The organism is Acinetobacter sp. AS23 (genome assembly GCF_023612055.1).
Lineage (GTDB): Bacteria > Pseudomonadota > Gammaproteobacteria > Pseudomonadales > Moraxellaceae > Acinetobacter > Acinetobacter oleivorans.
Map to the genome: position 1 here is coordinate 1,625,554 of NZ_CP082274.1, position 14,333 is coordinate 1,639,886.

Genomic DNA, 14,333 nt, shown 5'->3' on the forward strand with positions numbered 1-14,333 from the left:
ACACCGATTTATTATCTTTATGCTTATATTATGAACAATTTTTGAAAGATTATTGTTTATTTTTAGTATGGAGAAAGATGAGAGATTTTATTATAAATTTTATCTTAAAGCATGATAATGACTTTCTAAGTAAGGTTGATTCTGCTTAAGTATTGAAATGACTTGATTGGCATCTATAGCAGATTCAAACAAGAATCCTTGGCCTATACTATATCCAAATTGTCGAAGTAGTTCTTCTTGTTCAGGGGTTTCAATTCCTTCTGCAATAAGCCCCAGTGATAAATTTGGAGCGAGTAATCCAATTGCTTGAACAATCGCATAAATTGATGGGTCATGTTGCATCTTTTGTATAAAACTACAGTCTACTTTTAAACTGTCAATTGGATAGTCACGAATATGGGTAAGCGATGAGAAACCTGTACCAAAGTCATCTAAAGCAATATGTACGCCATGTTGTTTTAATTTATTAAGTGCACGGATCACATACTCTGAACCTCGATCACCCAACATATGTTCAGTGACTTCTACTTCAATATAATGTGTTGGAATTTGAAATTGATTGATCTTTTTCAAAAGCCGTTCAGCATAGTTGTCTCTTAAAAACTCAACTGGAGCAGCATTGAGTGAAACAGGAAGGGGTTTAATACCAAGATCTATCCATTTTGCGATATCACGTAAAACTTGATGTTGCATCGTTTCACCGATTTTACTCGCTAAATTATAATCTTTAAAAGCCTCTGCAATTTGAGAAGGATAGCCTCTTTGAGCGGAAGTTGTATGCCATCGCAATAAAGCTTCAAAACCTACAACACGATGAGTTTTTAAATCTACTTTAGGTTGATAGTAGGGCTGGATGGTATGATGACGAATAAGCTGACGTGCTAAATTAAGCTGAGAAGCGACTGTTTCGGTCATTTGCATCATGCATGGGTCATACATGCGAATACCACCACGACCACGTGCTTTTAAATCATGCAATGCCATATCTGCACAACTGAGTAAACCTGATTGGTCGACGGCATCTTGAGGATAAATCGCACAGCCAATACTCATACCACCATTTAGAACATTGCCTAAATAGGTAATAGGTTGATTTAGCTGCTGAAGTAAGATCGCTGCTAGGTCACGCACATCACTTTCAGATTTAAGGTTATTAATAATAACCGCAAATTCATCTCCACCCAGTCTTGCGACAAAGCATCTTTCATCATCAACACAATGACTAAACCGTTTGGATAAAACTTTTAAAAGATGGTCGCCTGCGCTATGCCCTAATGTGTCATTAATATGCTTAAAATGATCAAGGTCAATTAATAGTAAACCCACACTTGTTTGGCTGTCTTTTGAATATGCGAGGGTCCGTTTAAGCTGAAATTTAAATGAACGCCGATTACATAATCCGGTCAGCTCATCTCTTTCACTCATATTTCTAAGTTGATTTTCTGTCAGATGCTGTTGAGTGACGTTACGGGATACACACAGTATCTGTATGATTTCACCATTTTCCCGATGAATCGGGGTCAACATATTATCCCAATATTCAGGATCCTGATCTGGTAAACAACTCATTCCAGCGAATCTGGCAACTTTGCCTTGAAGGGCTTTTTTTAAAGCGACACGTCCACGCTTACGAATATGAGGTGGCAAAAGCTCAAGCCATTTCATCCCAAATTTTGTTTCATCAACAGGGACACCTAGAGCGAGGCATCCTGATTTATTCATATGAGAAACTGTGCCGTCTACATTTAATACTTTAATGCAATCTACACTGATGTCTAACATTTGATTTTGTATTTCAATATTCTTTTGTAGGTTTTGTTGCTCTTGAATATCGTGATCAATATCTAAAAAGCTGACATACCATTCGCTGGCTAAAGAAGAGCCACGATATTTAGATGCTTGAATGGAAAGTTTGCACCATCTATATTGATTGCCACTTTGTAAAAGTCGGCATTTTAATTCTATTCTTTTTTGCAGGCGAATTGCTTCGAGCCATCTATTTTTGACTTCGTCTAAATCGACAGGAGATATAAAATCTAACCATTGCTGAGGTAATGGAGAAAAAGTATCCTGCCAATATTCTGTACACTCTACATTGCAATATAATATCAAGCCATTTTCATCACTGACCCAAGTCGGTAGTGGAATCTGCTCAACAATAAAATGCTTTTGGGTGTTGTTCGACATTGAAGTCATAACATGCCTAGAAAGATTGTATGGGCGGGTAATCTAATTATTAGTCGTTATTGTAATCTTTCTGTAGTAATCAAAACAGTAATAAATAAATTTCAATTGTCTTTTTTTTGAACTAAAATTGAGATCTTAAATAAATTATATACTTAATATTTAATTTATGTTTTTGTTATTTATTAATTTTTATCTGTCTTAAGTTAAAAAAAGATTTATGCTTATTTTTGTAAAAAACTTATTAAAACAGAAGCTTATATTTGTCTCTGCAGAACTATCTTAATAAAAGCCATGAAAATAAATTATAAAAATGAGAAGGATTAAATTGCGAGGATTAAAATCTTAATAAGCCAAAATTTAACCACGATATATAAAGACGGGGAGGTTTTTAAAAGTCTGAATAAATACAATAACCACTATTAAGTTTACAAAAGTAATATAAAATAAAGGCTTATATTATCGTAAAATTCTTTTCATCAAGAAGGATATATATTTCCTTTTTGTGCATTTTATAGCCTACATTTTCCCCAAGATGTAGGTTTTTTTTATTCTTAATTTTTGACCTTATAATCTTTAAATATTAAAAATAAAAAAAAGCCAAATGGCTTTTTTATACAGTTTCAGGTTTTTTCAACTCTTGTTGAATATAGAGATTCATATAATATTGTTCAATATAATCATCAGCATAGTTGTTTGCTAAGGTTTTTGTTGCTACTCGTTCATGTTTAAAATAGCAGTTTGTTTCAAGGTCTTTTTCAAGTACCCACCATTGACGGTTAATACGACGCACTTGAAATTTGTCACTTTTGTATTTTCTTTTAGCCATTTTCAAAAATTTGCTATGCAGTTGTTGAAAGAGAATTTCTACTGGAGTTAAGGACTCAAGTCAACAGATGAGAAGTTAATTGCTTATTTTATGTGAGGTGTTGTTTCTATCAATACCCAGACGAGGCATTAAAATAGAAAAGCTCTCCTAGGAGAGCTTAATAAGATGTCTATCCTATTTTTAACGAGAAAGATTCTTTAAAAGTAATTTTAAACTTTCCATCATTTTTTCTAATTGCAAAGGGGTGATACCTTCGAAAGATTGTTCGAGTACTACGCTGGTTAGGTCATTAATCTTATTGATCATTTCAGTACCTTTGTCTGTAAGTACTACGCGGGTGATTCGACCATCGGTCTGACAAGAATAAGTCTCAACCAAACCTTCATCTTTTAAACGATAAACAATCTTGGTGGTCGTCGACATTTTTGAAATTATCATATCTGAAAGTTCAGAAACACTCGCATGGGGCTTACTACTTAAAGCCAACATAATGCGTCGACGTGAGTTATCTAAACCATATTTTTTCAAAGCATTATCAATATTTTGTACATACTGAGCATGTACTTGAGTAATCCAATAATATGGAAAATCTTCAAGAGTAAAAGATTCTGTTGTAGGTAAAAAACGCGCATACTTCTTTGTCATTGACTTTTCCCCATACCTTGGTGGATCGCATTTCTGGTGAACTATCTTTAATAGTTGAAAAATATAGTTTCATTAAGCAAGTTATATCAGGACTTTACTTGGTGAGCAAAATTTATATAGCTAAATTTAACAATGACATGGTTTAAAGGACCTTGTCTTGATAAGTTTTCCTATACTTTGCACAAACTAAAAATACTCTTCTACTATGGTCAAAGTTTGTTGAAAGTTAATGTGACTTGATAAGTCATAGCCATTAATTCCTTAAAATCTTTGAACAGATATACAAGATTGCATCTAGGCTTGCTTGATCGTTAATTGAACGATATTGGCTTACAAGCGCATCGTAGAAAAAAAATTATGATTTGAACGTGGCATTGAACGAGATAGTTTTTGTCTCTAAAGTCATAATTATGAAAAATCAAGATATTTAAATAATAAATATTTATAAATATCAATAATTTATTTTGTTTTATCGTTTGTGGAATTTACCATACATTTAACATGAATCATCTATTATTTAGTGAAATAAATTTGATTAATTTATTAACTTATTGATTATTATATATAAAATTAAATAGCTGGTGGAATGGGGAACCTTATATATTTAGCTTTTTTGTCTATAAATTATATTTTTAAGAGTTTTTACTCATGCTGCATGCTACTCATCTTCTAACTCACAGATAGGTTCATTTTAACAATAAAGTTGGAAGAGAAAGTACTAGCACAGCTTATAGCAACAGTTATTTAGATTAAATTATGCGAGGCGTAAAGCGGGTAATTGAAGAGTTTTATTTGTTGAAACATATGAAATCTGAAAAAAGGGAGAATTTATATTCTCCCTTTTTTAATTATGCAGTGGTCACAATTTTTTCTTCTATCTTTTTCTTAACAATCGCATAGCTTATGCCTGTAACAATACTACCTGCTGCAATGGCAGCAAGATATAACCAAGCATGGTTAATTGCATTTGGAATTAAAAGAACAAATACGCCGCCATGAGGAGTAACTAATTCGCAATGGAATAATGCAACAAGTGCTCCAGTCACAGCCCCACCTAAAATGCAAGTTGGAATAACACGCATTGGGTCTTTAGCTGCAAAGGGAATAGCACCCTCGGAAATAAAACATAAACCTAATACGAAAGCAGCTTTTCCAGCATCTTTCTCTCCTGTACTAAATTTATTTTTAGCAATGAAAGTCGCAATAGCCATACCAATAGCAGGGACCATACCACCCGCCATTGTTGCTGCCATTGGCATATAGGTATTTGTTGTCAATAATCCAACAGTAAAAGCGTAGGCTGCCTTATTAATTGGACCGCCTAAATCGATACACATCATGCTGGCTAATATAATTCCCATTAACACAGCATTTGTTGTACCCATGTTATTTAAGAAGTCTTTCATTAGCTCGAAAATATGTGCTACAGGTTGTCCAACCACGTAGAACATAATGAGACCAACAAATAATGTACCTAATAATGGAATAATTAAAATCGGTTTAAGTGCTTCTAAACTTGTAGGGAGTTTAAGTTTTTTAGCAATAAATAGTGCGATATAACCCGCAAGAAAACCTGAAACAATACCGCCTAAAAAACCTGCTTGTAGCTGAGAAGCGAGTAAGCCCCCAATTAAACCAGGTGCAAGACCAGGGCGATCAGCAATTGAGTAGGCAATATAGCCCGATAACATCGGGACCATGAGCATAAATGCCGCAGCACCAATTTGTTTTAATATGGCTGGTAAACTTCCAGCTTGCTCAGCAGCATTTAAGCCAAAGCATAAGGAGAGAGCAATTAACAGACCTCCAGCCACCACCATAGGCAGCATAAAAGAAACACCAGTTAAGAGATGTTTATATACGCCAACTTTTTCGGTTTTATCTTTATTTTCTGTCGATGCTTGTTGCTTACCTTGTTCTAAAACTTGCGCATTGCTGATTGCTTCAGCAAAGGCTTTATTTGTTTGCTTTAGAGCAAAACCTGTACCACACCGATAAACACGCTTACCTACAAAACGGTCTGTGTTAACTTCAATGTCAGTGGCAAGAATCACAATGTCTGCTTCAGCAATAGCTTGAGCTGATAAAATATTTTTTGCACCAACAGAACCTTGTGTTTCTACTTCAATCTCATACCCAAGCTTTTCTGCACCTTGTTGTAAAGCTTCGGCAGCCATAAAAGTATGGGCAACACCCGTAGGACACGCAGTGATTGCTACAAACTTTTTAGTAGTAGTTACTGCCAAGCTATTATCACTTATCCAATCTTGAGCTGGCTTAAAGTGATCTAAGGCAGTTTGGAAAGCTGTGTGAGCATTATTCTTTATCTCTTCAATGCTAATGAAAGATAATGGATGTGTACCAAAACTATTAAGATCTTTCGGCCGTTGTCCAACAACAATGACTTGATCAAAGTTTTCACTTATTTCGAATTCATCAAGCGAAATAATGTTATTTGGATAACCCTGTTGGGATGCGACTTGTGCAAGTTTTCGAGCTAAAATCAAAGCATTGACTTGCTGTTGCGGACTATTAATGACAAATAATAAATGTTTAGCAGTTAGCATCAGATTCACTCAATGAATTGATTGTGGTTTGGGCTTTTAATTGGTTTAGCGTTTCGGCATTGGGAATACGAAAACCAATTTGTGTGACAGCATGGCTTGCGATTGCGGTAGCAGTTTTTAATGTTTCTTCATCAGAGAAGCCATTTATTAGGCCATGAATCATACCTGCTAAAAGAGAGTCACCCGCACCAACGGTACTTTTAACGATCACTTTAGGGGCTTTTGCATGAAGTGGGTGAGTGTTGTGTAGCCAGTTTACACCGTCTTCGCCCATTGAAATAACGACATGTTCAATTTTAGCTAATTTTTCAAAAAGCTTTTTTTGTTCAGCATAAGTCGCGGCAGGAAGCTGATAACTTTCTACTAGCTCATCTGTATTTGGCTTAATCATCCATGGTTGACATTCAATTGCAGCGACCAATGCTTTACCACTTGTATCAAGTGCAACTTTTTTCCCTTGCTGTTGAATTAGTTTAATAAGTTGCTGTAATTCATCAACACTAAAACCTTGTGGAAGGCTCCCGGCAATGGCAACTACATCTACTTGTGGCAAAATCATTTCGATTTTTTGAAAGAGGTTCTTTTTATCTAGTTCAGAAACTAAGAAACCTTTTCCATTTAAATCGGTCATACGCCCGGAATGTTCAGCAATTTTTATATTTTGACGAGTCTCGCCCTCAATATAAATAAACTCAGGTTGGAATTGAGCTTCTTTAAAATGATCATCAAAAATTTGTTTGTTCGTTGTTCCTAGAAAGCCAGAAACGATAACTTCATGCCCCAAATCTTTTAAAACTTGTGCAATATTTAATCCTTTGCCTGCTGCATGTATTTCTACAGATTCTTGGCGATTTACCTCGCCAACCTGTAACTCATTGAGTTGTATCGTTACATCAATTGCAGGATTTAAAGTAATTGTTAAAACTTTAGCCATTACTGTTCCTAATCTTTAGATTTCATGTTCGGATAACTGACGTACAGCAGTAGCGCTCTCACATTCTAGTGCGCGTTTTGCAAGTGCTTGAGCTTGGCTATAGTTAAGTGTACGAATTTGGGCTTTTACTAAAGGAATACTATTTGGAGACATGCTGAGCTCATCTACGCCTAATCCCATAAGAATCGGTACAGCTTTTGGATCAGCTGCGAGTTCTCCACATATACCCACCCATTTGCCATGTTTGTGTGCAGCTTTTACAGTGTGATCAATCAATTGCAAAATACTTGGGTGGAGGCCGTCTGCTTCAGCTGATAGGATAGGGTGACCACGGTCAATAGCTAAAGTATATTGGGTTAAGTCATTTGTTCCTATGCTGAAAAAGTCCACTTCTTGAGCAAGAATAGGCGCAAGTAAAGCAGCAGAAGGAACTTCTATCATGATACCAACTTGTAAGTTGGCGCATGGATGTACAGCTTTAACTTCATCAAGAATAGCTTTGGCAGCACGCCATTCTTCCACACGGCCAATCATTGGAAACATGATTCGTAAAGGACGATCATCTGCGGCTTTAAGCAAAGCGATAAGTTGTTGACGTAACAGCTCTGGCTGTCTTAATGTCAAACGGATACCTCTTAAGCCTAAAAATGGATTTTCTTCTTCAGCAATTGGCAAGTAAGGAAGTGGCTTGTCACCACCTACATCAAGAGTACGTACTACAAGTGGGCGACCAGCAAGGGCATCTAGCACAACACGATAATCTGCTTCTTGGGTAGCTTCACTTGGAGCACTGCTATGAGCCATAAAAACAAGCTCTGTTCTAAGTAAGCCAATTGCTTCTGCGCCACATTCAACTGCGTGTGCTGTAGCTTGAACTTTTCCTAAATTTGCAGCAACTTCAATTTGATGTTGATCTAGGGTAATCGCAGGTTCTTGGCTGTGACGTTCAGCCTCTTCACGAATTTTTTGTTGAAGCTCTCGTTCTTGTTTGGCGTGTTCGATTTGCTGAGTGTTCGGGTTTAATACAAAAGTTCCTGTATCTCCATTAATTAAAAGAGAACTCTTTTGTTCAATCTCTAGTACTTGCTCACCAGCACCAACAATTGCAGGAATACCTAAAGCACGAGCAACAATAGCGCTATGTGCACTTGCACCGCCTACAGCTGTCAAAATGCCTGCTACTCGATCTTTATTAAGGCGAGCCACATCACTAGGGCCCACATCATACATGATCAAAATATAAGGCTCTTTAGGCTCTTCGATAATAACTTCACCACAAAGCTGTGCTAAAACCCGATCGCCAATATCACGTAAGTCTGTAGCACGCTCAGCCAGTAATCGGTCTGGTAAAGCTGCTTGCTCTTTAGCTGCTGCTTCAATATGTTCATGCCAAGCAGCAGGAGCAGAAAGGTTTAAGTTAATCTTTTGATAAACACCATTAATAAGATCTGGGTCGTCTAGCATTTCCAAATGCGCTTGGAAAATTTGCTTAATTTCAGCTACTTCAGATTTTGCAATAACTTGGTGAATATTGTTTTTAACTGCGTGAAGAGCAATATCAAGTTTCTCTTTTTCTGCTTTAACGCTTAAACCCATACGTTCATATTGGTAAACCTTAGGTTTGATGACATGTACGGGGCCAAAAGCTAGACCACTAGAAGCCGGAATACCTGTATTTGTACTCAATGTTTTCGGCAATGATTTGACTGTTTGAGGTGATTGAGCTTCTTGGGTATCTGAAGATTGAATAGGTTCAACTTCTTCTCCTAAGCCTTCTTGCACGGCCTGAATAACTTTATCTAAAGCTTCAACAGCATCTGTTTCTGGCTCGGCAATAAAACGTAAAGTTTGACCACGTTTACATCCTAAAGCCAAGAGGCGCGTCAAACTTTTGGCCGAAACAAAATTACCATCGTCCACCGCGACTTGAATATCACCTTGAAAACTTTTAGTTAAGTTCACCAAATGAGTCGCTGGTCGAGCATGTAATCCATGGGCATTGGCTAATACAACCGAACGATGAGGCCAATCTGGAATAACATCTGCACCAATAATTTTAGCAATCTCATTTGGTGCTTGTGTTTGATCTAGCTGTGCAACTTGTTCTGGGTTAAATAAAATATCAATCAGTCGGTTAAATCTTTGACTATCTAACTGCTCATTAGCGGCAATACAGACGAGAGTATTTAGTTTTTGTCCATTTACATCTAAAGCATGGCGTGGTTTTACAATACTGATTGCTGGCTGTTGAACAAACTTACTGCTAGAAATAGACCAGATCTGGTCTTGTAACTGGATAACTTGATCTGGCTCAAGTGAGCTTAAAAAACCACATTTTACGAAATTATGTTTTTTGAGAATTTGAGAGGCTGACCACAATAAGTCTTCGATATCTTGAGATTCAATTTCAGTTTGAATTAAATTTTCGTGCAGAGTTAAGGATAGAGGTTGAGCTTGTAATAGTTCAATAATTTGCTCAGGTTGCGTCGCATTTTTTACTTGTTCGCTTACATCCTGCATTAACGCTCTAGTTAATATTTGTAGTACTTGTAAATGCTCATCAGATTTTGCTGCAATAACAACAGCTAAATAAATCGTGTTTTCCCCATCCCAAATTATTCCTTCAGGGAAGTGAGCTAATCGAATACCTGTTTCTAAAATAAATTCACGAGATTGTGGCGTACCATGCGGAATAGCAATACCTTGGCCTAAATAGGTAGCGCTTTGTTGTTCACGATTGATGAGTCCTGTTATATATTCAGGCGTAACTAACCCATCTTTTACTAATATATCTACTAGACACTGTAATGCATGCTTTTTATCAACAGCATGTTGATTCATATGAATATGTCGAGGCTCGAGTGCTAGCATACTTATCCTTGAACAATTTCTTAGGTTTTAACTAAAACAGAAAAAAAGAAGCTGTTTGTATTAAAATAGGTTGGTTTACCTGTTTTTAAACAACAGCTTCAGAGAAATTACCATAGCAGAACTTTAAGTTTATATCGACGTATTTACGTAAATAATGCTTATTAAAAATACAAAGGAATCACGACTTAATATATTTTAGTTTCTTATGGTAACTATAAATTTAATAAAGTTATTTTATAAAAAGGGGACTGCTAATAATAAAAAAACCTCTACACCGGATTACGGGCATAGAGGCAAAAACTAAAGGATAGAATTTAAATTACTATTGAATTTCTTGCTCTAAGACTGACCACAGCTTTTGATGTGATTTTTTAAACATTAACATATGCCCAATTGATTTATAGCCGAGTTTTTTCGGGTTCAGTTCTAGCATTTTAGTAGATGCATTCGGGTATAAACTTAATAAATCTGCAACGTTGTGTTGAGTGGCAATTTCATCATCACTTGCCCAAATTGAAGTAATAGGGCAAATAATTTCACTATGAAAGTCATGAAAAATAGTTTTACCAATAGCATTTTTCACATAGCCTGGGTGACTACAAAACTCTCTCCATTGTTGTGCGACTTTCTTAGGTAAGTTTTCACCCATTCCAATAAATTGAGTAGCACCATAGCCTTTTAAAGTACTCGAAATTGGAAAGATAACGTTAAACATGACAGGGGCTAGAAATTTTGTTTTACCTTTAAGTCCTTTTACATGGCCTGTAGAACCTGCTACTGCAACAACTTTTGCTACTTTATGAAAATTTGGCACAATCCCTAGCAGTTGCCCACCCGCACTATGGCCAAGAAGAGTAACTTTTTCTGCTTGGGTTTTTTCTAATAAAGTTTCAATTGCGCAAGGGATATCAAGCGTCCCCCAATCATTAATACTCGCTTTACTTTGCTTTAGAGGCCCATGCAATGAATCTCCAATTCCACGGAAATCAAAACTTAATACATCATAGTCTTGCTGACTTAACCATGTAGCAAAAGAATGATAAAAGTTTTTGGTAATACCTGTTGCTGGACAAATCAAAACAGGATGTACCGATTTCTTTGATTGAGTTGGATAAAATTGTGCAGCAAGTTGATAACCATCTTCGCAGGTCATCCAAAATGATTCAAAAGTGTTATCCATAATGTTACGTAATGATTAGCTTATTAGTGACTCTAATTTACATGAGTTCCAAAACGATACTTGTTTAAAATGTGACTATAAAGTCAAGATTTATGCTATACAGCTCTTTAAATTTTAATAAAACGAATAATTGGAAAAAAGATGGATTTACCGAAAGCTGTACAGTTAGCAATTGTGTTTAGTGGCATATTTTTATGGGTAGGAATGTTCACAGGGGTGTGGAAGTATTGGCAAATACGCCGTTCAGAGTTACATCGTGCCTACTATTATGTTGACATTGCTCATCGCAGTAGCTTGCTATATGCGGCTGCTAGTCTCATTCTTGCTGTATTAAGCTATTTTACTGTTTTAAATGAAAATGTTGCTTTGTGGTGTGTGTTAGCTAATATTTTCTTTTTTAGCTTTTCAATATTGGTTTATATCATACATGGATGTTTACAGGACACGACAAATCAATTCAAAACTCCCCATCGTTTGGGCAGATTTAATTTACCTTCGTGGATGATGTCTTTAATGATGGTGGGATTAATTGTGACTGAATTATTGGCTACAGCTATTTTAGTTATTGGAACAATTTTTTTATTTGTAGGTGTATAAAAATGGATGATTACTCATCCATTTTTTAAGAATTCAAATTTTGTTGACTAAGACGTCTTTTAGCTAGTTTTCGCATCTTATGATCGACAAAGGCCCACACACAAAATATGAAAGAAACGACCATCGCATACATAAAGTATTCGGGTTTCAGATTTCCTTTAATCATACCTTGAAACAGTAAAGTCAGCATAAGAGCAAGCGGTGTTACTCCATAAACAACTGAATCTTTGCTGTTCAGAGTGTTAATGAAGACTTGTTTGTTGAAATGTAATGATAACATCTCCATCCCTCCTTGTGGTTGCGCTAAAACCTAATGTTTTAGTCAAGAATAAGTTTTAAGTTTAATGTTGTACTGCTATTTTTGATTCAGTTCAATAGCAAATAGAAAATTTTTTGAGCAGTTTTATAAAAACCTCTATATTTATAAAGGTTTAAGGTATTAAAAAAGTAAATGTTTAATATTTTTGTATGAAATACTTATTCTTTTAGAAAAGAGAAATTATTTAAATGAAAAGTGTATTAATTTCTCTTTCCTGTGATTTTGCTTTAGCTATTATATTTTTTTAAAAAACTATCGATCGCATGTTGAGCAATTTCTGCATCTTCAAAAGATTGAACACCAGATACACCAATAGCACCTAAAATTTCACCTTCATAAATAATCGGTATTCCACCTTCTAACATCCCTTGAGCACTAGGCATACTTAAGAAACCAAGACGCCCACTTTTTAGAAGTTCTTCGTAAAATTTTGACGGTCTACCTGATATTGAAGCGCATTTTGCTTTTTCTAGGCATAGATGTGTAGTGAGAGGAGAAGCACCATCTAATCGTTTCATGAATAATAGAGAGCTTGTTTCATCAACAATCGCAATGCTGACTTTAAAGTTGTGTTCAATTGCATATTTTTGAGCTTCTTCCATTAAAAACTCTGCATCTGCTAATGCTAGGTAATATTTAGTTTTCATTGTTGCTCTTCTTTCCTGAGTAGCTAAAAATTATTTTAGTGTAATTTTACAGTAAAAATTAATTATATCTATAGTTGATTTGTCATTAAAAACTAGTGTGGAAATAAAATGCTGGTTGGGTAAACACAGCATTCTATTCAATATATAAAATCATGTTTGGATAAAACTCGATTTCAAAAAAGTCACTAGATTAAATGCTTTTGAATTTAACTTTGTCGATAAGTACAGTAACTGCAAGAACAACTAAAGATGGGATCAACCAAGCTAAGTTTTGTTCATTTAATGGTAAATGCTGAAGGAATTCAGGTAAATAATTGCTGAAGCCTGCAACTTTAAGACCATCGATAATACCGAAAATTAAAGCAATACTTGTTACTGAACCGACAATGAAAGAAGGCTTGTGCCAAAATTTCCAGAAGAAGCTCAGCATAATCACCACAATTGCTGGTGGGTAAATTGCACTTAAGACAGGTACTGAAATAGCAATCAATTTAGTTAGGCCAAGATTCGAAATAATGAAAGAGAAACCAACTAAAATAAATACTAAAAGCTTATATGGTAATTTCGTTAACTGAGCAAAGTACTCACCACACGCACAAGTTAAGCCAATTGCTGTAACCATACATGCTAAAAAGATTAGTCCAGTTAAGAATAATGAACCCATATTTCCAAAAGCATGTTGTACATATGCATGTAAAATTACTGCGCCATTTGCTGCATTTGGTGCTACTTCATGGCTACCTAAACCTAATTTGAATAAGCTTAAATAAACTAAAGTAAGGCCAACACCTGAAATGAGACTGGCAATAATTGCATATTTGGTGACTAACTTTTTATCAGTAACGCCGCGAGAGTAAATTGCTTGAATAATAACGATACCAAATACTAGTGCACCTAATGTATCCATAGTGAGATAACCGTTTACGAAGCCCTCTGAAACCGGAGATGTGACGTAATGGTTGATCGGAGCTGGTACGTAACCTGCTGGAATCATCACTGCTGCAATACCTAAAATTGCTAAAGCAATAATTTTTAGTGGAGCAAGTACATGTCCTACAGTATCCAATAACTTGTTTGGATAAAGTGAAACTACAGTTACAAATGAAAAATAAATTGCGCTATAGATTAAAAGACTGCTACTTGAGGTTCCAAAATATGAGGAAAAACCAATTTCATAAGAAACAGTAGCTGTACGCGGGGTAGCAAATAGAGGCCCGACTGATAAATAACAAACAACAGTTAAAATCAGACTTGCTACTCGACCTAAGGGAGAGCTAATAATTTCAATGGAACCCTGCATACGTGAGAGTGCCATGATGGTAATTACAGGTAAGCCGACAGCCGTAATTAAAAAGCCTAGTGCAGCTAACCATACATGCTCACCAGCTTGTTGAGCAACGATGGGAGGAAAGATAATATTGCCAGCCCCAATAAAAAGAGCAAAGGTCATAAAACCTAAGGCAATAATATCTCCAGTACGAAGATGTTGCATAAATTAAAGTTAATAAAAAAAGAAGGAATTTTAGAGCAAAAGTAATCATGATCAAGCGCTAATTTATG

Annotated in this window: 11 protein-coding genes; 1 reads left to right on the forward strand and 10 read right to left on the reverse strand. The window is 35.7% G+C overall.

The window, feature by feature from the left end:
- Positions 1-99: 99 nt before the first annotated feature.
- The 7 genes from K6I41_RS07610 to K6I41_RS07640 all read right to left on the reverse strand — a co-directional run bounded on the left by K6I41_RS07610 (position 100) and on the right by K6I41_RS07640 (position 11,210).
- Positions 100-2,196, reverse strand: a complete 2,097-nt coding sequence (locus K6I41_RS07610) for a sensor domain-containing protein (protein WP_013197624.1) — start codon at positions 2,194-2,196, stop codon at positions 100-102.
- Between the two features lie 601 nt (positions 2,197-2,797).
- Entirely contained in the window at positions 2,798-3,013 is a 216-nt protein-coding gene (locus tag K6I41_RS07615; protein WP_013197625.1) for a hypothetical protein, read from the reverse strand.
- Between the two features lie 180 nt (positions 3,014-3,193).
- Positions 3,194-3,658 carry a MarR family winged helix-turn-helix transcriptional regulator gene (locus K6I41_RS07620; protein ID WP_004791909.1) on the reverse strand — a complete coding sequence of 155 codons (465 nt, stop codon included), beginning with the start codon at positions 3,656-3,658 and terminating at the stop codon, positions 3,194-3,196.
- Between the two features lie 848 nt (positions 3,659-4,506).
- Entirely contained in the window at positions 4,507-6,225 is a 1,719-nt protein-coding gene (locus tag K6I41_RS07625) for a fructose-specific PTS transporter subunit EIIC (protein ID WP_250375539.1), read from the reverse strand.
- On the reverse strand, positions 6,212-7,159 hold the full coding sequence (pfkB, locus tag K6I41_RS07630) for a 1-phosphofructokinase (RefSeq protein WP_250375540.1): 948 nt from the start codon (positions 7,157-7,159) through the stop codon (positions 6,212-6,214). Before pfkB ends, K6I41_RS07625 begins: the two co-directional genes overlap by 14 nt.
- Before the next feature lie 15 nt (positions 7,160-7,174).
- Positions 7,175-10,030: a phosphoenolpyruvate--protein phosphotransferase gene (ptsP, locus tag K6I41_RS07635; RefSeq protein WP_250375541.1), complete on the reverse strand. Its 2,856-nt coding sequence runs from the start codon at positions 10,028-10,030 to the stop codon at positions 7,175-7,177.
- Positions 10,031-10,352: 322 nt separating this feature from the next.
- Positions 10,353-11,210, reverse strand: a complete 858-nt coding sequence (locus tag K6I41_RS07640; RefSeq protein ID WP_250375542.1) for an alpha/beta hydrolase family protein — start codon at positions 11,208-11,210, stop codon at positions 10,353-10,355.
- A 141-nt stretch (positions 11,211-11,351) separates the two neighbouring features.
- Between K6I41_RS07640 and K6I41_RS07645 the strand changes: the two genes are divergently transcribed.
- Positions 11,352-11,807, forward strand: a complete 456-nt coding sequence (locus tag K6I41_RS07645) for a hypothetical protein (RefSeq protein WP_250375543.1) — start codon at positions 11,352-11,354, stop codon at positions 11,805-11,807.
- A 25-nt stretch (positions 11,808-11,832) separates the two neighbouring features.
- Here K6I41_RS07645 and K6I41_RS07650 read toward each other — a convergent pair whose 3' ends face one another.
- The 3 genes from K6I41_RS07650 to brnQ form a co-directional block, all read right to left on the reverse strand.
- Positions 11,833-12,087 carry a hypothetical protein gene (locus K6I41_RS07650; RefSeq protein ID WP_004791919.1) on the reverse strand — a complete coding sequence of 85 codons (255 nt, stop codon included), beginning with the start codon at positions 12,085-12,087 and terminating at the stop codon, positions 11,833-11,835.
- A 266-nt stretch (positions 12,088-12,353) separates the two neighbouring features.
- On the reverse strand, positions 12,354-12,773 hold the full coding sequence (locus tag K6I41_RS07655; RefSeq protein WP_250375544.1) for a GlcG/HbpS family heme-binding protein: 420 nt from the start codon (positions 12,771-12,773) through the stop codon (positions 12,354-12,356).
- Positions 12,774-12,963: 190 nt separating this feature from the next.
- Positions 12,964-14,265, reverse strand: a complete 1,302-nt coding sequence (brnQ, locus tag K6I41_RS07660; protein ID WP_013197634.1) for a branched-chain amino acid transport system II carrier protein — start codon at positions 14,263-14,265, stop codon at positions 12,964-12,966.
- Positions 14,266-14,333 lie beyond the last annotated feature (68 nt).